Raw genomic sequence first — 19,993 nt, forward strand, 5'->3', positions numbered from 1 at the left:
TCGCCTTTGAATGCATTGCTGCTCCCGGCGCTGCGCCGGGCATGCGCCGACGGCGTGTTGGCCAGCCTGTTCTCAGGACTGGCGCTGTTGCGCGGCAGCCGGTCCGATCATGCCCATCTGGTCGGTCGTTCCGAATACCGCGTCGGCCGTCCGCCGCTGAAGACCTCCGCCGCCGGCATCGCGCTGCACGCCGCCACCGGCCTCGTGTGGGGCGCGCTCTACGACCGGCTGCGCGCGACGCGCCGCCGGCCCACGCGCGGCAACGCGGTGAGCGACGCGCTGCTGCTCACGGCGATCGCCGTCGGCGTGGATCGCGTCGTCACACCCAGCGTGCTCACGCCGGGCGCGGACAAGCGCGCCACGGCCTCGGGCACGCGACGGCCTTCGGTCAACAGCCTGCTGCTGGTGTACGGCGCGTTCGCAGCCGGGCTGGCGCTCGGCGGCATGCACGCGCTCAAGCGACATCCGAGCTCCGTCGACGAGGACGACGAGGACGACCACAACAACGATAACGACGACGGTTACGGGGACCTCTTCCGTGCAGACCCTGCGCCGCGTCGCGCGGGGGGCCGGGCATGAAATCGCTGCATCTCCAGATCCGTTTCCTCGTTCCGCTGCTGATCACCCTGACCCTGGCGGCGCTGCTGGCGCTGCCGCTGCTGGACCGCATGACGCTGCGCTGGTTCTCGCGCGACCTGAGCCTGCGCGGCGCGATGGTCGCCAAGACCCTCTCCGTCGCGATCAGCGACATCGACCCCAGCGCCCAGCGCGAACGCCTGCGCAACCTGCTTGAACGCGGCGTGCTGGACGAGCGCCTCGTGGGCATCGCGCTGTGCGCGCCCGACGGCACCCAGGTCATGAGCACCAAGGGCTTCCCGGGCTCGCTCAGCTGCAAGGAGGCCGAGCTCAGCGCCGCGCAGAAGGACCCGCGCCTGGAACTGGCCAGCGGCGCGGTCCACATCGGCGTCTTCCCGGTCAACCCGCAGCAGCCCGACGCCGAGCGGCTCGTGCTCCTGCACGACCTGAGCCTGCCCGACCGCCGCAGCCTGGACACGCGGCGCTACATGATCATCTTCATCACGGTGCTGGGCCTGGCGATCGCCGGCATCACGATGATCGTCGCGCAGCTCAGCTGGCGCGGCTGGGTCTCCGGCATGCGCGCCATCCTGCGCGGCGAGGGCCTGGTGCGGCCGCTGCTCAACACCGGCGGATTCCGCGGCGGCCCCGAGACGGCCCCGCCCGAGCTGCAGCCGCTGGAGGTCGAGATCCGCCAGCACATCCGCGAGCTCGAGGACAACCTCTACCGCGAGCACGGTCCGCTCACCCCCTGGGATCCCGAGCGGCTGCGCAGCCTGCTGCGCACGCAGCTGCGCGGCGACCAGGTGATCGTGGTCTCCAACCGCGAGCCCTACATCCATCAGCGCGGTCCGGACGGCATTTCCGTCAGCCGGCCGGCGAGCGGCCTGGTCACCGCGGTCGAGCCCGTGATGCGCGCCTGCTCCGGCACCTGGATCGCGCACGGCAGCGGCAGCGCGGACCGGGACGTCGTCGACGCGCACGACCGCGTCGCGGTGCCGCCGGACACGCAGGACTACCTGCTGCGCCGCGTCTGGCTGAGCGAAGAGGAGGAGCGCGGCTACTACCAGGGCTTCGCCAATGAAGGCCTCTGGCCGCTGTGCCACGTGGCGCACGTGCGGCCGGTGTTCCGCGAGTCGGACTGGGCGCAGTACAAGGCCGTGAACCAGCGCTTCGCCGACGCGGTCGTCGCCGAGGCCCGCGGCGACGATCCGGTGGTGCTGGTGCAGGACTACCACTTCGCGCTGCTGCCGGCCATGGTCCGCGAGAAGCTGCCCAAGGCGACCATCATCACCTTCTGGCACATCCCCTGGCCCAACCCGGAGTCCTTCGGCATCTGCCCGTGGCGTCGCGAGCTGCTGCAGGGCATGCTGGGCAGCACCATCCTGGGCTTCCACACGCGCTTCCATTGCAAGAACTTCACCGAGACGGTGGACCGCTACCTGGAGGCGCGCATCGAGCACGAGCATTCGACCATCAGCTACCAGGACGAGCCGACGCTGGTGCAGAGTTATCCGATCTCGATCGCGTGGCCCACCGACGAGGAACGCGCCGGCTGGCAGTCCCCCGCGGACGCACGCGCCTCGGTGTTCGAGCGGCTGAAGCTCGCGCCCGACACGGTGCTGGCGGTCGGCGTGGACCGCTTCGACTACACCAAGGGCATCCTGGAGCGGCTGCACGCGGTTGAGCGCCTGCTGGAGAAGCATCCGCAGTGGCAGGGGCGCTTCGTGCTCGTCCAGGTGGCGGCGCCGACGCGCAACGCGCTGGAGGAATACCGCGAATTCCAGGACCGCATCCATCGCGTCACCGAGCGCATCAACCTGCGCTTCGGCGGCGCCGGCTACAAGCCGGTCGTGCTCCTGGCCGAGCACCACGACCATGCGGCGCTGATGACGCTCTACCGCGCCGCGCACATGTGCGTGGTGACCAGCCTGCATGACGGCATGAACCTGGTCTCCAAGGAGTTCATCGCCGCCCGCGACGACGATCAGGGCGTGCTGATCCTCAGCCGCTTCGCCGGCGCGGCGCGCGAGTTGCAGGAGGCGCTGGTCATCAACCCCTACCACGTGGAAGAGACCACGGACGCCCTGCACCGTGCGGCGCTGATGCCGCCGCAGGAGCAGCGCGAGCGCATGGCCAGCCTGCGCATGACGGTGCGCGAGTTCAACGTCTACCGCTGGGCCGGCCGCATGCTGACCGACGCGGGTCAATGGCGGCTGCGCGAGCGCATCACGCGACGCGTGCAGCGCCGGTCAAGAGAGTCTGGAGAGGAGGCGCTGACGCCATGATGCCGGTGCGATATCTGCTCGACGCGGAGGGCCGCGCCGCGGTCGCCCGCCTCATGACCCGTCGTCCGTTGCTGGGTTTCGACTTCGACGGCACGCTGGCGCCCATCGTCATGCATCCCGACGAGGCCCGGCTCCCCGAGCCCACCGCGAAGCTGCTGGAACGGCTGGTCGCGCGCGTGCCCGTCGCCGTGGTCAGCGGCCGGCAGGTGCTGGACGTGCGGCATCGGCTGGGCTTCAAGCCCACGCACATCGTCGGCAACCACGGTGCGGAGGACGAGATCGACGGTCCCGACCCGCACGTGGTCACGACGCTGGGCACGTTCCGCGAGCGCATGCTGCGCATGGAGACGGATCTCAACCGGGCTGGCGCCACGATCGAGGACAAGGGCGCGTCCATCGCGATCCATTACCGGATGGCGAGTGATCCGGTGGCGGCGCGCAACGCGATCGCCGTGCTCGTCGCCGATCTGCCGGCGGGCGTCATCACCGAGCCCGGCAAGCGCGTCGTGAACGTGCTGGTCGACGGTGCCCCCGACAAGGGTGATGCGATGGCGCGTTTGACGGCGCGTTACGGGGCGGATGCGGGCTTCTACGTCGGCGATGACACGAATGATGAGCCGGCCTTCCAACGTGCGGAGGCCGATTGGGTCACGGTGCGCGTGGGTCCCCGACTCGATCACAGCCACGCGAGGTACTACCTCAACGAACAGGCGGAAATCGACATCGTGCTCCGATTGATGCTGGAACACCTCGGTGATTCGGGAGAGGGGCGACCGGGTCCCCTTTTSGGAACTTAAGGAGGGAATTCGCTTGCCGGGAGGCAAGCGAAGGAGGGAGATGGAGAAAAGGGGACCCGGTCGCCCCGAACCGTGCGCAGCCTCGGCAGTCGAGGGCTGGCGAGAGTCCAAAAGGCTTCAGCACTTCCGCSGCCGCTGGCCCTCACCCCTGCCCTCTCCCGCRAGCTGTATGGACCGAGGACATGGGTGACAGGTGTGCCAGGACATGGGTAACAGGTCAGGTCCAGGTTAGTCAGCCTGGCACAGGTCAATCATGCGTACTTTTTGATGGCAGAAGAAGACATCGAAGCTGCCATCAAGATCCAGGTGAGGTCGTAGGGCTACAGGCTGGCCGATGAGGCCTCTGCCGACGCGGTAGGTGTTGCCTTTGAAGGCGATCCGTCCACCGTATCCGACCCGGCGCACGATGGCGCCATCGCCATATTCGACGGGCCGCAAAGAGCTTGGCATCGAGCGCGGGCTGGCCGCGTAGCGGCTGGCTGGCGTGTCCATGCCCAGCGCTTGATGCGGGCGCTTGGCGTTGTACAGATGCCGCCACTGGATGAAGTGGTGCTGGGCATCGTCCAGGTCCTTGAAGTGCCGACTGGCCAGCAACTCGGCTTTCAGGGTGCGATGGAATCGCTCGTCCTTGCCGTTGGTCTGAGGATGCATCGGTCGGCTGTGGCTCAACCGCACTCCCAAGCGAATCAGCCAGACGCCCAGCTCGGTGAGTGCTCCGCGCGTCGGCGAGCCCCAGGGCGGACCGTTGTCGGCGTTGATGCGCTCAGGCAGCCCATAGCGCTCAAAGGCGCGCTGCAGCACCGGCTGCACGGACTCTAGCCGCTCGTTACTCAGCGCTTGCAGCACGATGTTGAAGCGCGAGTGATCGTCCAGCACGGTCAGCGGATGGCAGCGCTCAGTGTCGGTGGCGAAGTGGCCCTTGAAGTCCATCTGCCACAGTGCATTGGGCGTCTCGTGCTCGAAGCGCTGCCATGCCGTCGCGGCCTGGCTTGCTGCCGGGTCGATCAGGCCGTTTCGGCGCAGCACCCAGTTGGCTGTGCTGGCTGCTACGTGCACACCATGATCGCGCGCCAGCACCTTCGCGATCTTGCGACCGCCCCAAGCAGAACATTCGGCCCGCACTGCAAGCACCTGCGCCTGCAGCTGTTCGGGCGTACGAGTCGGCGAGGTGTGTGGTCGCCGAGATCGATCCTCGAGATCGTCTCGGCTGAGCCACTTGTAGCCTGTCTTGCGGCTGATCCCGCTGCGTCGACATAGCTCGCTGATATTGGCGCCAGGCTGTCGGGCCAGTCGAACAAATTCCTCTCGTTGATCCTTCACGGTGTCTTGGCTCCAGGGCAACTTCGTCCTCCCGCTGACTAGGCGGGAAAAGTGTCACCCATGTCCTGGCACGCCTGTTACCTATGTCCTCGGTCCATACAGCGAGCGGGAGAGGGAGTCACATCGGCGCTCATCAAGGGGCTGGTGACGGTGGCAGCGAAGGCTTGAGCACAGGCGCAGCGGGTGCGGGAATGTCTTCCACCAGCGCCCTGACCCGTGGCAGCGACTGCGGGTGCGTCTTCTGCAGCCACGCGATCAGCCCTTCGCGCAACTCGCAGCGCAGGTCGAAGGCCTTGCCCGAGTCCTTGGCGCTGACGAGCACGCGGATCTGCATCGTGCGTTCGGTCGTCTCGACGACCTGGACGCCGCAGACCCGGCCGTCCCAATGGGCGGAGCTTTTGCACATGGTGGTCGCCTTGTCGCGCAGTTCGTTGACCGGCAGCGTGAAGTCGACCCACAGCATCACCGTGCCGAGGATGCTGGAACTGGTGCGTGTCCAGTTCTGGAAGGGGTTCTCGATGAACCATTGCAGCGGGATGACCAGCCGTCGTTCGTCCCAGATCTTGAGCACGACGTAGGTGGAGGTGATCTCCTCCACCCTGCCCCACTCGCCCTGGATGATGAGCACGTCGTCGAGCCGGATCGGCTGTGCCATGGCGATCTGGAGGCCGGCGAGCAGGTTGCCGAACACGGACTTCGCCGCCAGGCCGAAGACCAGTCCGGCGATGCCTGCCGAGGCCAGCAGGCTGGCGCCCACCTGCTTCGCGCGCGGGAAGGTCATCAGGATGAAGGCCAGCGCGGTCAGCATCACCGCGCCCTTGGCCACGCGCGCCAGCACCTTGGTCTGCGTCTGGATGCGGCGTGCGGCGAGGTTGTCCTCCACATCCGCGGGATTCATCAGCGCCACGCCGTTCGCCACGCCGGTGATCGCGCCGGCGGCCACCGCCGCGATCGCGACGATGCACAGGACGCCCAGCAGATGCTGCACGCCGTTGATGCCCGGCATCGTGTCGGGCACGCCTTGCGCGGCGATCAGCAGACCGATCATGGGCAGCGCCCACCGCGCGGGGTTGTCGCAGCGCTGCACCACCGCGCTCAGCAGCGGCGAGAAGCGCGTCAGGCGCTGCGCGATCGGCCGCAGGATCGCGTGCAGCAGCAGCGCGCCGGCGATGATCACCAGGGCGCCGAGCAACAGCTGACCCCAGAGCATGAGGTCGGTATCGAGGATCGTGAAACGGGTCTTCCAGGCTTGCATGGCGCGGGGCGGGCAAGCGCCGTTCCGGCGTCGCGGCGCGTTCAGCGTCTGCGGAGCGGACCCGGGTCACGGTGCCCGCCGGCTTGGTGCCGCATCAACGCACGCAAGGCATCGGCAAACTCCTCGGCGGCCTCCGCCGTGAGCAGGACACCCGGCCCTGCACAGTCGAAACGTGCGGCGACCTCGGCCGTTGCCCGCCTCAGCGGGTCGTCCCCATTCCGATGGGCGACGCTCTCCATCGCGCGCAGGCAGGATTCCATGCCCGTGAGCGTGTGCAGCAGCCTCGCGCCTGCGTCGCCTCGTTTCTCGATCGTGCGATGGATGTGGTCCAGCATCACGGCGGCTTCCAGACTGCGCTCAAGCCGCATGAGCGCATCACGCAGGCGCTGCTTGACCGCGGACGCGCGAGTCGCTGCCGCCAATGTCCGATCAGCCTCGTCCGGCCGGCGTCCAAGCAAGGACTGACTGGCGAGGACCAGCCCGTCCTGCAGGCGTGTCAGCCGGCGTTGTCTCGGATCGGAAGCGTGGCGTGGCACCTGGTCCCGCAGCTCGTGGATGCAGGCGTCAAGCTGGAGGCAGGCCTGCTCGCTCCGCCAGAGATCGACCAGTGCCTGCTCGAGGTTGCCGATCAACGCATCGTGGTCCGCTCCGGCGCACCGCGTCTGCTCCTCGAGGGCATGCATGAGGATCTGGGCCAGTTCGAGCCCGGCGGAGGGCGATCCCGCACGCTGGAGAACGGCCGCCACCACCTGGGAGAGTTTGCGCAGATCCTGGCGCTGGGCTGCGGCGTCTCCTGGTCTCTCCAGGATGGACAGCGAGATCCGGAGACAGGTCGGGATGCCTTCCTCGCGGAATCGCTGCAGCGCACCGCCGGTCGATGGATGGTCGGCATTCCTCCCGGTCTTGTAGCCCTCGGGCATGGCAAGGACCTCATCCAGGGAATCCGTCGGCTGAATGACCGGAAACGGCGGCGGAGACGACGGCGGCGGCGGGCACATGGATGTCCTCCAGCGAACAAGGGAGGATGTCAGTGGCCCTCCGATGCATCTGGTGCGGTGGTATCGACTCGCGCGCCTCAAGACCGGCGCGGGTGGGCCGATTGCCTGGACCGGACATCGCAATGAACCAGGAGCGCGCCATGGCCGGCACCACCACCGACAACAAGACCGATCGACCTGCCGACAGCCAGGCCTCGCGCCGCATGCTGGACAAGGCGCCCGTGGCGCCGGGACAGGTCGAGCCCGACCCTGCCCCGACGCACAACGACGACGCGCAGCTGCCGCATGAGCGCGACCAGAGCACCGGCGGCGATTCGACCGGCGGCATGGGCAGCGGCGCGGCGGGAGAGGACCAGCGTGCGGTCATCGGCCAGGCGCACGAAGACCTGAAGCAGGGTCAGGTCGACACCGACCTGCGTTCGACGCCGGGACTCGACGCCGAACGGCGCGATCAACTGGTCAAGGACGGAAAGAAGACCGACCCGGCAAAGGGTCCTGCCCGCTGACATCCGGCGGAGGCCCGCAGACGAATTCGTCCCGCCACGACATCCCTGAGATCGAAGGCGGCGGCGCGGACGGAATCAATCGCGGCGGCAGTGGCGTGGCGATCGAGTCCATCGACAGCGGCGGTGCGGAGGGGATCAACGCCGACGAGCAGGCGGTCGTGATCGAGGGCATCGAGGGCCGCCCCGTCGACCGCCGCCCGGCGTCCGACAGCAGGGGCGCCGGCAAGGCGGACGGGCTCGCGCATCGCAGCCATCGGGCCTCCAGGGCCAGGAAGGCTCGATAGTCGTGACCGAGGTTGCTCGCGGTGACGCCTGTGGCGCCTCTCGCTCCTCCCAGCTCTCTCTGATATCCCTCCCGATCGCTCCTGATCAACGCGGCCCATTGATCCCAGCGGAAGACGCAGTCGTTCCATTGCCGCTGCCACTCGCCACTGGAGCGGTCACGATAGCGGGCCGCCCCCTGGCACAGCCGGTCGACATGCGGCAGCACACGTCGGTAGTCCACCCGGTCGTGATGCCCCACGTCGAGACAATGGCGCGAGGGTGCACTGCCGCCCCGGCACTCGTCGAGATCGTCCTGCATGACCTCCGACCGGTAGGGGCCGGCGAAGCGCACATTGAAGCTGTCGTTCCACATGGGTCTGGAGACGCCTGCATATCCGGCCGCCTCGAAGGAGGCGGCATCGGCGCGACATCGAAGCGGCATGAGTTGCGACCCGCCCCGCCCGGTTCCCGCGCGCCAATGAAAACGGAGCCTCATGGGGCTCCGTCCTTGTCTCCATCGCGCCTCGGGAAATCGGGTCGTCAGCTGTGCTGTCTGCGGCGTTCGACCGCGTCGATGCGCAGCATCTGGCGGTACTTGGTCACCGTGCGGCGCGCCACCACCAGGCCCTGGCGGGCGAGCTGGCGGGTGATCTCGGCGTCGGACAGCGGGTTGTCCGCGCGCTCGGCCTCGATGATGTCCTTGATCAGGCCGCGGATCGCGGTGCCCGAGCACGCGCTGCCGTTGCTGCTCACGATCGCGCGCGAGAAGAAGTACTTCAGCTCGTACACGCCGCTCGGCGTCGCGAGGTACTTGTTGTTGGTGACGCGCGAGACCGTCGACTCGTGGATGCCGACCTCGTCGGCGATCTCCTTGAGCCCCAGCGGCTTCATCGCCATCGCGCCGAACTCCAGGAAGTGGCGCTGGCGGCGCACGATCGCGTCGGCCACGTCCAGGATGGTCGAGAAACGCTGCTCGATGTTGCGCATCGTCCAGCGCGCCTCCTGCAGATGGGTCGCCATCTCCGCATGTCCCTGCTGGCGATGCCGCTGGAACAGCTCGGCATAGACCTGGTTCATCCGCACCTTGGGGATCACCGCCGGATTCAGCTGCACGCGCCATTGGCCGCGGACCTTGGTGGTCAGCACGTCCGGCACGATGTAGGCGGCCTGCGTGGTCTCGTAGCGCCAGCCCGGCCGCGGGTCGAAGCGGCGCAGCTTGAGGCACACGGCCTCCGCTTCCGCGACGCTCACGTCCAGCAGCTGCGCCAGCGACGGGATGTCGCGCGAGGCCAGCAGGTTCAGATGCTGCGAGATGACGCGCTCGGCCAGCAGGCGGCTGCGCGTGTCCTCGATCTTGGGCAGTTGCAGCAGCAGGCATTCGGCGACGCTGCGCGCGCCCACGCCCAGCGGGTCCAGGGCCTGCACGCGCTTGAGCGCGATCTGCATTTCCTCGATCGCCACCGTCGGCTGCATCTGCGCCACCGCCGCCAGTTCCTCCAGCGAGCTGCGCAGGTAGCCGTCGTCGTCCACCGACTCGGCCACGATGGTCGCCAGCACCAGATCGCGCGGCGACAGGCGCAGCACGTTGAGCTGGCTGCGCAGGTGTTCTCGCAGGCAGGTCTGCGCCGCGGTCATCTCCAGCGCGCTGAGTTCGCCGTCTTCGGCGCGGCGCATCGAGCCCGAGCCCTCGGCGCGCCAGATCTCGCGATCGTCCGGGAAGGATTCCGGCGCGTCCGACATCACCGGCGACGAGGCGACCGGCACATCGGCGTCCAGCGGCGACGAATCGTCCGAGCCTTCGGTCACTTCGAGGAAGGGGTTGCGCCCCAGCATGTCGGTGACCATGGTGGTGAAGTCCAGCGAGGACATCTGCAGCAGCCGCACGGCGTGCTGGAGGCGGGGCGACAGCGTCTGCGACTGCCTGTGCTCATGCCTGAGTTCCATTGCTCCCACTTGTGACACTCCTGTCCGGTAGAGGGTGAATCTGCCGACAACCGGTTCCGGAAAGTCCCCGCCGGCGAGGACGGGAACGGGTTGTAGGCAGTGCCGGCGAACCGGCCTGATGGAGCCATCAGCGCAAGGACCATGCCACCTCGTCCAGGAGGTTTCACATGGCGGAGCGCGCGTCATTCGGCGTGCCTGCCCGAAAGACGCAAACGCAGTAGGCACGGGGCCTGCCGGGGATACGGCGCATCGACGTGCGGCGAACCCGAACACCCCCGGATGCCACCGCGCCGGTTCGCCCAACGTCCGCGAAGCCCGCGCCGCCCCCGCTTCCTCGCAAGGCTTTCGGCACCTTTTACCGACGGCGGGATATGTCACGCCCACCGAACGCCGCACCTCGCTTCTTCGGGAGTCCGAAGACCTCCGTGGGGCCGGAATGAGGCTGGGGGTTCGCGGACGCGATGCCCCCTGCCTCGTGGAGTGCCCGCGCCTGGCCGAACGCAGTCAGGGCCCGTGGTAGCGCTCCCTCCTGGCCCAGGCCTTGCTTCAACAGCCTGCCCGATCCCTCTCTCCGTCATCCTTACCATCTTGCGCCCCTCCGCCCTGCCCCCGACCACGATGCGCCGCTGGGCGACGCGAGGCCTGCTCTTGATTGCGCTGGTCTTCCTGCTGAAGGAGGCCAGCGCCATCGTGCTGCCGGTGCTGGTGGCGCTGATCCTGACCTTCGTGTTGGCGCCCGCGGTGCGGACGATGCGTCACTCGGGCATCCCGGAGTCGGTGAGCGCGGCCATGCTGGTGACCACGGTGGTGGGCTGCACGGTGCTGAGCGTGGCGCTGCTGGCCGAGCCGGTGGCGCAGTGGTGGCAGCGTGCGCCGGTGGCGGTGTCGCAGGCCTTGAACCAGGTGGACAAGTGGCGGGCGGCGATTCCGGGTTTCGGTCCGCCGGTGGAGCGTCGCAATTCGAATCGCGCCGCGGCGCCGACGCCCCCCGCGGATCCGGTCCGGGAGCGCATCGCCAGCGAAGGCGTGGCGCTGACGGCGCAGGCGCTGGGCATCGGCCTGAAGTTTCTCGTGTCGACGGCCGCGACGACCATCCTGCTCTACTTCCTGCTCGCGTCCGAGCACTGGGTGCTGTCGCGCTGCATCGAGCTGCTGCCGCATCGTCCGCGCTTGCGGGCCGTGGTGCTCGGCGGCCTGCGCGCGGCGCAGCGCGACATCTCGCGCTATGTCGTCTCGGTCAGCGCCATCAACATCGGCGTCGGGCTGGTCGTGTCCGGCACGATGTGGTTCGTGGACCTGCCCAACCCCGGCTTCTGGGGCGCGCTGGCCGCGATCTTCAACTTCATCCCCTACCTCGGTCCGCTGATCATGTGCGGGCTGCTGCTGGCGGCGTCGCTCGCCGCCTCGCTCGGCGATGCGGGCCTGGCGGCCCTGTTCGCGCCGGTGCTGTCCTACCTCTGCATCCACGCGATCGAATCCAACTTCGTGACCCCGATGGTCGTCGGCAAGCGGCTGTCGATGAACCCGCTGTCGGTGCTGCTCTCGGTGATGTTCTGGGGCTGGCTCTGGGGCGTCGCCGGCGCGGTGCTGGCGGTGCCGCTGCTGATCTGCCTGCGCAGCATCAGCCAGCGCAACCGGCAGATGCGCCCGGTCGCCGTCTACCTGCGCGGCAGCGACCGCCCCTGCACGCCGCTGAGCACGCTGCTGCGCCCGCCCCGGCCGCCGCACGCGCCACCGCTCGTGCCCGGCTATGTGCCCGCGCACGTCGCGGCGACAGCCACATCGACGGCAGCGACCGCCACGACCACCGCGACGACCTCGCCCCCGCCCCTTGCCGATGGCGCCATCCCCGTGGCCCATCCGAACGCCCTTGAACAGCACCGCCCATAATCTGCCGCCTCGACGTGCCCGCGCCCGCGGGCTCGTCCTCGCCGCCGGCCTCTGGCCGCGGCGGCCCGACCGTTCCTCCGACCGACCGCCCATGCCCCTGCCGATCCGTTCCCGCCTGCTCGTGCTTGTCCTGTCCGTGATGTTGCCGGGCATCATCGCGGCGCTGTGGGTCAGCTGGCAGACCTGGAACGACGAGCAGCAGGCCACCGTGCGCCACATGCGCGACAGCACGCGCGCGCTGTCCATGGTGGTGGACAAGGAACTGGCCCGCCGCGCAGGCATCGCGCGGGTGCTGTCGCTGTCGCAGATCCTGGACGCGTCGCCGCAGATCCCGCCCGACGACCTGGCGATGCTGGAGCTGCAATCGCGTCGCGCGATGCAGGGCCTGTCGGGCTGGGTGGAGCTCAACGCGCCCGACCGGACGCTGTTCAGCACGCGCCTGGCGGCGGAGCGTCTGCCCGAACCGGCGACCGGATCAACGACCGGATCCACAACGGGATCAACCACCGAGTCGCCGACCGGATCGGCGACCGGTTTGACCACCGTGACGCCGCCCAAGGCCGCGGCCTCCGCGGCGCTGATCGAGCAGGCCGTCGTGAGCGACCTCGGTCCCGATCCGGCCACGGGCCAGCTGCGGGCGCAGATCATCCAGCCGATCGAACGCGGCGGCCACGTCTGGCTGAACATGGTCATCACCGTGCTGCCGCAGGAGCTGCAGCAGATCATCGACGGACAGCGTCTCCCGGCGGACTGGACGGCGTCCATCGTCGACGCCCACGGCGCGGTCGTCGCCCGCCACCCGGGCGGCATCAGCTACGCCGGCCGCCCCAGCACCGACGACCTCAAGCGCCTGATGGCCACGCGCGACGAGGCGCCGTTCGACTCCGTCAACCTCGACGGCAAGCCGGTGACGGGCTATTTCAGCAAGTCGCCGCAGGGCTGGACCGTCATCACCGCCGTGCCGCGCGACGGCGGCCCGGGCGGCTTCGGCGCGCGCGCCGCGCTGCAGCCGATCGCGATCGGCGCCTTGCTGCTGGTCCTGGTCGGCATGTTCGGCGCGCTGTGGATCAGCCGGCGCATCTCCGGCCCCATCCACGCGCTCAACGAGATCGCCAACGAACTGCGCGCCGGCGAGCCGGTGCGCGCGCGCAAGACCGGCATGGTCGAGTGCGACGAGGTCGCGCTGGCGCTCGAGGACGCGAGCGCCGCCATCCATCAGGGCCGCTACGAGCTCGAGGAGCGCGTCAACGAGGCCATCGACCGCACGCGCGAGGCCGAGCAGCTCAGCTCGCGCTCGCAGCGCACGGCGGCGCTGGGCCGGCTCACCGGCGGCGTCGCGCATGATTTCAACAACCTGCTGGGCGTCATCAGCAACAGCGCCCACCTGATCCAGCGCAGCCCGCACGCCGAATCGCTGGCGATGCCGCTGGGCGCGATCATGCGGTCCGTGGACGTCGGCAGCCGGCTCACCCAGCATCTGCTGCGCGTGGCGGGCCGCCAGCCGGTGCACCCGCAGGTGGTGGACCTGCGCTCGACGCTGGGCGAGATGAACGAGCTGCTGGTGACGGTGCTCGGCAAGCGCATGCAGCTCGCGACCACGATGGCGCCGGACCTGCCGAGCGTGCGCGTCGATCCCTCGGAGCTGGAGCTCGCGCTGATCAACATCGCGCTCAACGCGCGCGACGCGACCAACGGCATGGGCGAGATCTCGCTCGAGGCCGGTCGCGCGTCGCCGGGCGACGTGCAGGACCTCGCGCCGGGCGAGTACGTCGCGATCAGCGTCACCGACCGCGGCCCGGGCATCCCGGAGGACCTGCTGGCGCGCGTCTTCGAACCCTTCTTCACCACCAAGCCCGTGGGCAAGGGCACGGGCCTGGGCCTGAGCCAGGTGCTGGGCTTCTGCGTGCAGGCGGGCGGCACGGCGCGCATCGCGAGCCAGCTCGGCGCGGGCACGACGGTGACGCTGCTGCTGCCGGCGCAGACCAGTTCGCGCCTGGTGCCCGACGGCGCCCGCGTCGACGGGACCGAGCGCACGCGCGACGACGGATTCACCAACAGCCTGGCGGGCGTGCGCGTGCTGCTGGTCGAGGACAACGAGGAGCTAAACCGCGTCACCGCCGGCCTGCTGCGCAGCTTCTCCTGCCAGGTGCTCAGCGCCAAGGACGCGGACGAGGCGCTGCAGCTGTTCGGCAGCGGCGCGGCGGTGGACATCGTGCTGTCGGACGTGGTGATGCCGGGCTCGATGGACGGCCAGGCGCTGGCCCGCGAACTGCGCGCGCGCCGCCCCGGCCTGCCCGTGGTGCTGATCAGCGGCTACAGCGAAGCGCTGACGGCGGAATCCTCCTTCATCGTGCTGCGCAAGCCCGCGTCGCCGTCGCAGATCCTGGAAGCGCTGCGGCATGCGATGGGACTGCCGACGGGTACGTGACTTGCTGTTCCAAGGCATCACCACTCCCCCGATCGGAAAGGACTGCCATGGACAACAAGGACGTCATCGACGAACTGAACACCCTGATCGAGACCTGCAAGGACGGCGAGTACGGATTCCTGAGCTCGGCCGAACACGTCAAGGGCGCCAGCCTGCGCGAGGTCTTCGCCCAGCGCGCGGCGGACTGCCGTCAGGCCGCCTCCGAACTGCAGCAGCTGGTGCGCCAGCACGGCGGCACGCCGGAGGATGACGGCAGCGCCTCCGGATCGCTCCACCGCGGCTGGGTCGCGGTCAAGGGCACGCTGACCGGCTACAGCGACAAGGCCATGCTCGAGGAATGCGAGCGCGGCGAGGACGTCGCCGTCGCGCGCTACCGCAAGGCGGCGCAGAAGGACCTGCCGGCCGGCGTGCTGGAAGTCGTCCAGCGCCAGCTCGCGGGCACGCTGCGCAACCACGACCAGATCAAGCTGCTGCGCGATCAGGCGCGCAACGCCGAGAAGGCATGACGCTGAGTTGACGTGACGCTGCCGCGATGCGAGTCCCAGCGAGCGTCGCGGCGCTCACAGATTGATTTGCTTGAATCGTTTCTGGAAGTCGACCAGTTCGATCCATGAGCGTCCGTCACCCTGCTCCACCACTTGCGGAGCCAGCACGCCCGATGCGCCGGCGACGTAGATCCGACCGTAGCGTCCCCAAGGGTTGCGGACCTGGACGTAGCGCACATCCGCCTCGGTCTTCACCGCCAGGACCGAATAGGAGTGGTTGCCGACCAGCCCGCCGCCTTTGGGCTCCCGGGCGCTCTCTCCAGAATTTGTCTGATCCACGGAGATCACCCCGGGCGTATCCGCCGTCACAGCCTTGCCCGCCATACAAGCCTTGCGCACCTTCTCGTAGAGCGCGATGTGCTCCCGCGTATAGCGCCCCGTGCCGCGCCTCCCCGGCAACAACTGGCCGTCCCGGAGGTATTGGTTGATGGCCGACTTGATGCCGGATGGCAAGCCCGAGGCAGACATCGTCTCGTCAATGTCCTCCAGCGTCACGGCCTCTTCGTAGCTGCGCCGGCTGCGATCCCGCAGCAGGACCTGGTTGTCTTCGAACCGATTGCGAATTCCGTCCCCTTTCACGAACGCCCGCCATCTGCGGGTAAGGTCCTTGTCGCCTCCGAACCAGACGTGGGTGACACTGTCTTCCCACGGTGCCTTACCGGCGGCCGCGAGGTCGATCCTCTCCATCTCGGCGTCGCTCCACGGCATGTCATCGCGGTTGTGATGGCGAAACTCGTTGCGTGGATTCTCAGGGTCGCTATCGTCACCGTCGAGCCTGTCGACACGAACCTCCCGGCCGAGCAGGATCTCCAGCGCCTCGTCAGAGCGGCCTCCCTCCAGATTCTCATAGGTGTTGCGGTCGTTCGCTCTGCCTTGACGGCTTCCCAAGCCGGACATGGCGTACGCTTTCTCGAGCATCTGCACCCAGAGCGCGCCTGATGCGTAACGTGGCTGGCCGTTCGAGCGTTTCAGGATCGACTTGTCGACGGCCATGTAGCGCGGCGTGAACGTCTTGCGTCCGGGAGTTCCAGCGACTTCGAACAGGCGCACGATCACCTTCTCGGCGCCTTGCTCTCTCATCATGGCCCTGATGAGTCCCGGATTCATCGCCGCGACGCTGGCCGCCGGAGCCAGGAGAAAGCAGTCGCCGATCGGACCTTGCCGGACATGGTCCGGGCTGGGATCGACCGGAAACAGATCGTCCAGCAACCGGCGATGCGGCTCTTCGACGTCGGCGGCGGCCACGACATAGGTCGACGTCCCCGAGCTGAACTCACGATACTGGCCGTGCTCCCTCGTGATTTGGACGGCGAGGGGCTGGCTCAGCGTCAGTTGGCTCGTGAGCTGACCCTCGACAAGTTTCGCAATGCGTTTGCCGGCTTCAATCCACACCTCCGGCACCGGCGGATTGGCGGTAGCGCGGAAATCGTTGAAGGCCGGACTCTGATGCGCGACGTTCCGGATGCCGGCCAAGCGGTCCCTTTCCTGCGCAGCATCGCGGAACAGCTGGAAGGCGGCCTCCTGCGGCCGCGTGCGCTGCGTCCCGCGGGTCATGCAACGCTCGGCGGCAAAGCACAGGCGCTCCAGGCTCGTCACCAGGTGCGGGCCGTCTCCCCGTCTGTCCAGGAGTTTGAGGTACTCGTCGAGCATTGCGGCGACTGCGGTGAAGCCGGCGTCGTCGGACACCGGGCCCGCCTGCTCGGCAAGTCTCTCGGCGCTCCAGTCGAGCTGCCGCTGCACGGTGTTGGCACCTGAACGAGGCTGCGGGGATGGCAGGCCGGTGCGATGCCCGGACCGTGGCCGGAATGCATCACCCAGAACGCGCTGCAACCGGCGCCTTTGCGCGAGCATTCGCGGGGAGCTGTCGATGTGCGCTTGCCACGCGTCGGACTTGGCGGCGACGCTTGCGAGGTCGGCCGTCGTCGCCAGTGGCTGCTCCGGCACGGCGGCGGCAGGCTCATGCGGACCCGCAACGGCGTTGGCATCTCGCGCTCTCATGCGTGACCTTTCGGACTGGCACCGTCTTCACCATCGACCGTTCACGATAGAGACGACGTGCCGCCGTGGCCATCGGCAGATCACCTAGAGCGCGCTCAGCGATTCCCGGAAGTGCCCGTCTCACCGACGGTCCGGTCGCGGGATTCGTCCCGCTGCGTCTTGCGGCCTTGCATGAACCCCGCGATCACGCCCAGCAGGAGCTGGGTGATCTCGGGTCCCACCTGCCCGCGCAGTCGGGTCGGCATGAAGCTCCACAGCATCGTGAGCAGCTGCAGCGTCCCGACTTCCGGACGATCCGCGGCCGGCTTGGCTGCATCGGCGTGCGACTCGCGCGGCGCACGGAAGGCATGCCGCGGGGACTCGTCCTCGCGATGCCGTTCGTGACGCCGTCGCTTGCCGCGCACCAGGCGCCAGAACAGCCAGCTCGCGCCGGTGCCCAGCGCCGGCAGCAGCCAGCGGCCCGGGACCAGCACGTTCCTGCCGCGCTGCTGCACCGCGTCCCAGTGCAGCTGGAATTCGAGGTCGCGACGCACGACGCGCAGCTCCGCCATCTCGATGCGCAGCGTCAGCGCCTCGATCGACTCGGCCGCGCCCCCGGGGTCGGGGACATCGGGGATGCGTCGGGGGTCAGGACGGTCTTGGGGTGCGGCCATCGGGACTCGGTTCCTCGGGATCCATGGGATCGTTGAACAGCCAGTGGAACTGTCGGCGGGAAGCCGGCAGCGCCAGCATCGGGGCGAGCGCCTTCATCGCGGCGGCGACCCAGACCAGCAGCAGCAGGTTGATCACCAGCACGCCGGCGAAGGCCCAGGGCCAGGTCAGGCCGAAGTGCACCGCCAGCGCAACCGCCAGGGCCCACAGCGCGAGCCAGGCCGTGGCGCCGGCGATCGCCGCCACCACGCCCAGGATCGCCAGGCTCACCAGCCCGTGCTTGGCACGCTGCAGCTCCAGCGCCAGCAGCAGCAGGCGTCCGGACAGCATGCCGCGCGCGGCACGGGCCATGCCCTGCAGCTCGCCGATCAAGCTGCCACTGGAGGCCGGACCTTCGCCCGAAGGCGGAGATCCAGCGGTTGATCCGGGGGCTGAACCCGCAGTCGACCCCGCGGCCGATCCGGGAGCAGGCCCGGACCGGGGCGGTGGCGGCGGCGGAAACGGCGGCGGGAAAGAAGGCGTCGCGTGCGGCACGTCGCTCATGGGCGCGACGCGATCAGCGCGTCAGACGCGCGATCAGCAGGCCGACCGCCAGCGCGGTGCCGATGGCCGTGAGCGGATGCTCGCGCACGTTCGTGCGCAGGCTGTCGCACCACTCGTTGCCGGTGGAGCGCAGACGCTCGGCGCGGTCGTGCAGCAGCTCGTTCGTGTCCTCCAGGCTTTTCTGCAATTGCTGCGCCTTCGGTGCGGCCGTGGTCGCGAGCCGGTCGATGGTCGCGTGCGCCTTGTCGGCGACGCGGTTCACCAGATCGGCGGCCGCGGTGCTGGACGGCGCGCTCGACGAGGCGATGCCGTTGGCCAGCTTGGCGGCGTCCTCGGCCGTCGTGAACGGCACGGTCTTGTCGCTCTTCTCGTTGTTGGGCGTGGTGCTCATGGGAAGTTTCCTTTCGTGGTGCGCAGTGGCAGCAAGGGCATGGATCGGTACTGAATCGCTGTTCGACCGGTGCTGAGCAGGATGGCAAGCGGCGTGCCTCGAAAGCCGCGCTGCGAAGACCGGGCCGCAGGAGGGACAGGCTCAGCGCGGCAGCGGCGGTTTCGGATGCGTGTCGAGGCCGCGGTGCGGCGACTCGGCCACCTGCGGACGGCCGCCTTCGGGCTCCAGCATCTCCTCGATGATGAAGTGCCCGTAGTACTGCGCTCGCTCGGCGCGGTTGCGGCGCGCGATCTCGGCGATCTCGCGCGCCTGCTCGTCGTTCTTCGCCTTGACGACGAGGAAGTGGTAGCCGCGTCCGGCCAGTTCGCCGTGGCTGCGCAGCAGGTTGATCTCCTGCCCGATCGCGGCCAGCGGACTGGCGCGCTTCAGGTCGCGCTCGACGAGTTCGACCATCTCGCGGTCATCGATCGCATGCAGGTCTTCGTCGGCGATGCCGTGCGCGCTCAGCGCCGCGCGCGCCTGGGCCGCATCGGGCGCGCCCGGGAAGCTGATCACCAGGTGGTCCACCGGCTTGTGCACGCCGAAGCTGGTGGGGCGATCATCACCGGCATCGTCGGAGATGTCGGGGCTGTCGGCGTCGCTCGGTCGCTTGCTGGTAGCCATGGAAGCTCCTTGAAGTGAGACGTTGGGTGGGGCGTCGGGTGAGGCGTGAAGGTGCGCCGTGGGAATTGCGGCATGGGAAGTGCGGCGAGTCTTCCCGTCAAGGCAAGCCTCGTACCCATTGCGTACGCCGTCTTCCCCGGACGCGAACCGACCGGAAAAAGAGAGCACTGAACATGTCACCGAGATTGACGGAAGGCTCATCCAGCGGTTACACCGGACGAGCCGAATGACCCGGTGCGACGCGGTGCCCGCGCGTGGAATCCCCAGGGTTGGGGAGACCTTCAGGCACGGCGATTGCCATATCTCGCGACCAACTGGATTCGAACAGGGAAGGAGCGAACGATGAACGACGGTCTCACGTCGGTGCTGTACGTCGAAGACAGCCCGCTCAACGTCATCGTGATGGAGGCGATGTTCGAGCAGCGCCGCGACCTGCGACTGCACGTCGCCGAGGCCGGCATGCCCGCCTGGCGTCTGAGCGCGCAGCTGCAGCCCTCGCTGCTGCTGATCGATCTGCATCTGCCGGACTGCCACGGGTCGGACCTGCTGAAGCTGCTGCAGATGCGGCGCGGCTGGGCGCAGGTGCCGGCGATCGCGGTGACGGCGGATTCCGATTTCGACGCCCTGGGCTGCGGCTTCATGGAGCTGTGGGCCAAGCCGCTGGATGTGCGCAGGACGCTGGCCCGCCTGGCTGAACTGCTGCCGCCTCCGCGCGGTGTCCGGCCGGCCGACGCGGTCGCCGCGCCGGTCGACGGGCTGCAGACCGGCGTCGTGATCGATCCGGCCGGCGACGGTCCGAGACGGGAGTCGGGCCTGATGGCCCGGCACAAACAGTCGCTGGCGCCGCGCCAGACCGACTACGGCTGGGTGCGCTGAGCGCGTCGCGGAGGCTGATCCTGTGACTGCCTGGCTCGACGCCCCCCTCACCACCCTCTC

Annotated in this window: 18 protein-coding genes; 8 read left to right on the top strand and 10 right to left on the bottom strand. The window is 68.8% G+C overall.

Going from position 1 to position 19,993, the window contains the following annotated elements:
- Positions 1-6 precede the first annotated feature (6 nt).
- Genes ABE85_RS08185 through otsB form a run of 3 tightly spaced genes read left to right on the top strand, consistent with a single transcriptional unit; the run spans position 7 to position 3,661 of the window.
- Positions 7-579 (top strand): hypothetical protein, encoded by a 573-nt coding sequence (locus ABE85_RS08185; RefSeq protein ID WP_157522080.1) that lies wholly within the window; start codon positions 7-9, stop codon positions 577-579.
- Positions 576-2,864, top strand: a complete 2,289-nt coding sequence (locus ABE85_RS08190) for a trehalose-6-phosphate synthase (protein WP_067272441.1) — start codon at positions 576-578, stop codon at positions 2,862-2,864. Before ABE85_RS08185 ends, ABE85_RS08190 begins: the two co-directional genes overlap by 4 nt.
- Positions 2,861-3,661 (top strand): trehalose-phosphatase, encoded by an 801-nt coding sequence (otsB, locus tag ABE85_RS08195; protein ID WP_067272445.1) that lies wholly within the window; start codon positions 2,861-2,863, stop codon positions 3,659-3,661. The genes ABE85_RS08190 and otsB overlap by 4 nt, the downstream gene beginning before the upstream one ends.
- Before the next feature lie 228 nt (positions 3,662-3,889).
- Here otsB and ABE85_RS08200 read toward each other — a convergent pair whose 3' ends face one another.
- From ABE85_RS08200 to ABE85_RS27435, 3 genes are all read right to left on the bottom strand, one after another.
- Positions 3,890-5,002 carry an IS481 family transposase gene (locus ABE85_RS08200; protein ID WP_067270535.1) on the bottom strand — a complete coding sequence of 371 codons (1,113 nt, stop codon included), beginning with the start codon at positions 5,000-5,002 and terminating at the stop codon, positions 3,890-3,892.
- 112 nt (positions 5,003-5,114) lie between these two features.
- Positions 5,115-6,236 carry a mechanosensitive ion channel family protein gene (locus ABE85_RS08205; protein ID WP_231993258.1) on the bottom strand — a complete coding sequence of 374 codons (1,122 nt, stop codon included), beginning with the start codon at positions 6,234-6,236 and terminating at the stop codon, positions 5,115-5,117.
- Between the two features lie 41 nt (positions 6,237-6,277).
- Positions 6,278-7,234, bottom strand: coding sequence for a hypothetical protein (locus tag ABE85_RS27435; RefSeq protein ID WP_067272448.1), 957 nt, complete (start codon positions 7,232-7,234; stop codon positions 6,278-6,280).
- Between the two features lie 140 nt (positions 7,235-7,374).
- Here ABE85_RS27435 and ABE85_RS08215 point away from each other — a divergent pair, with 140 nt between their 5' ends.
- On the top strand, positions 7,375-7,740 hold the full coding sequence (locus ABE85_RS08215; protein WP_157522083.1) for a hypothetical protein: 366 nt from the start codon (positions 7,375-7,377) through the stop codon (positions 7,738-7,740).
- On the opposite strand, the gene ABE85_RS27440 is transcribed toward ABE85_RS08215, so the two are convergent.
- On the bottom strand, positions 7,694-8,377 hold the full coding sequence (locus ABE85_RS27440; protein ID WP_157522086.1) for a hypothetical protein: 684 nt from the start codon (positions 8,375-8,377) through the stop codon (positions 7,694-7,696). The two genes, ABE85_RS08215 and ABE85_RS27440, sit on opposite strands and share 47 nt — an antisense overlap.
- Before the next feature lie 167 nt (positions 8,378-8,544).
- Complete coding sequence (gene rpoN, locus ABE85_RS08225; RefSeq protein WP_231993259.1) at positions 8,545-9,948, bottom strand: RNA polymerase factor sigma-54; 1,404 nt, start codon at positions 9,946-9,948, stop codon at positions 8,545-8,547.
- A gap of 588 nt (positions 9,949-10,536) precedes the next feature.
- On the opposite strand from rpoN, the gene ABE85_RS08230 reads away from it, so the two are divergent.
- The 3 genes from ABE85_RS08230 (at position 10,537) to ABE85_RS08240 (ending at position 14,772) form a co-directional block, all read left to right on the top strand.
- The gene (locus tag ABE85_RS08230; protein WP_197507254.1) at positions 10,537-11,838 is read left to right on the top strand and encodes an AI-2E family transporter; all 1,302 of its coding nucleotides are present in this window, start codon (positions 10,537-10,539) and stop codon (positions 11,836-11,838) included.
- 91 nt (positions 11,839-11,929) lie between these two features.
- On the top strand, positions 11,930-14,266 hold the full coding sequence (locus ABE85_RS08235) for an ATP-binding protein (protein ID WP_067272463.1): 2,337 nt from the start codon (positions 11,930-11,932) through the stop codon (positions 14,264-14,266).
- Between the two features lie 47 nt (positions 14,267-14,313).
- Positions 14,314-14,772 (top strand): PA2169 family four-helix-bundle protein, encoded by a 459-nt coding sequence (locus tag ABE85_RS08240; RefSeq protein WP_067272466.1) that lies wholly within the window; start codon positions 14,314-14,316, stop codon positions 14,770-14,772.
- A 54-nt stretch (positions 14,773-14,826) separates the two neighbouring features.
- On the opposite strand, the gene ABE85_RS08245 is transcribed toward ABE85_RS08240, so the two are convergent.
- From ABE85_RS08245 to ABE85_RS08265, 5 genes are all read right to left on the bottom strand, one after another.
- Positions 14,827-16,809 carry a C2 family cysteine protease gene (locus ABE85_RS08245; protein WP_067272469.1) on the bottom strand — a complete coding sequence of 661 codons (1,983 nt, stop codon included), beginning with the start codon at positions 16,807-16,809 and terminating at the stop codon, positions 14,827-14,829.
- Positions 16,810-16,904: 95 nt separating this feature from the next.
- Positions 16,905-17,462 (bottom strand): hypothetical protein, encoded by a 558-nt coding sequence (locus tag ABE85_RS08250; protein WP_067272473.1) that lies wholly within the window; start codon positions 17,460-17,462, stop codon positions 16,905-16,907.
- Positions 17,437-17,811, bottom strand: a complete 375-nt coding sequence (locus ABE85_RS08255) for a hypothetical protein (RefSeq protein WP_157522090.1) — start codon at positions 17,809-17,811, stop codon at positions 17,437-17,439. The genes ABE85_RS08250 and ABE85_RS08255 overlap by 26 nt, the downstream gene beginning before the upstream one ends.
- A 205-nt stretch (positions 17,812-18,016) precedes the next feature.
- Positions 18,017-18,394: a YqjD family protein gene (locus ABE85_RS08260; RefSeq protein WP_157522093.1), complete on the bottom strand. Its 378-nt coding sequence runs from the start codon at positions 18,392-18,394 to the stop codon at positions 18,017-18,019.
- A 141-nt stretch (positions 18,395-18,535) separates the two neighbouring features.
- Entirely contained in the window at positions 18,536-19,057 is a 522-nt protein-coding gene (locus tag ABE85_RS08265) for a hypothetical protein (protein ID WP_231993260.1), read from the bottom strand.
- A 342-nt stretch (positions 19,058-19,399) separates the two neighbouring features.
- Here ABE85_RS08265 and ABE85_RS08270 point away from each other — a divergent pair, with 342 nt between their 5' ends.
- A complete protein-coding gene (locus ABE85_RS08270; RefSeq protein WP_067272478.1) occupies positions 19,400-19,933 on the top strand; it encodes a response regulator in 534 nt (177 codons plus the stop codon).
- The last annotated feature ends 60 nt before the right edge of the window (positions 19,934-19,993 follow it).

Origin of the sequence: Mitsuaria sp. 7, from assembly GCF_001653795.1 — a bacterium.
Taxonomy (GTDB): Bacteria; Pseudomonadota; Gammaproteobacteria; order Burkholderiales; family Burkholderiaceae_C; genus Roseateles.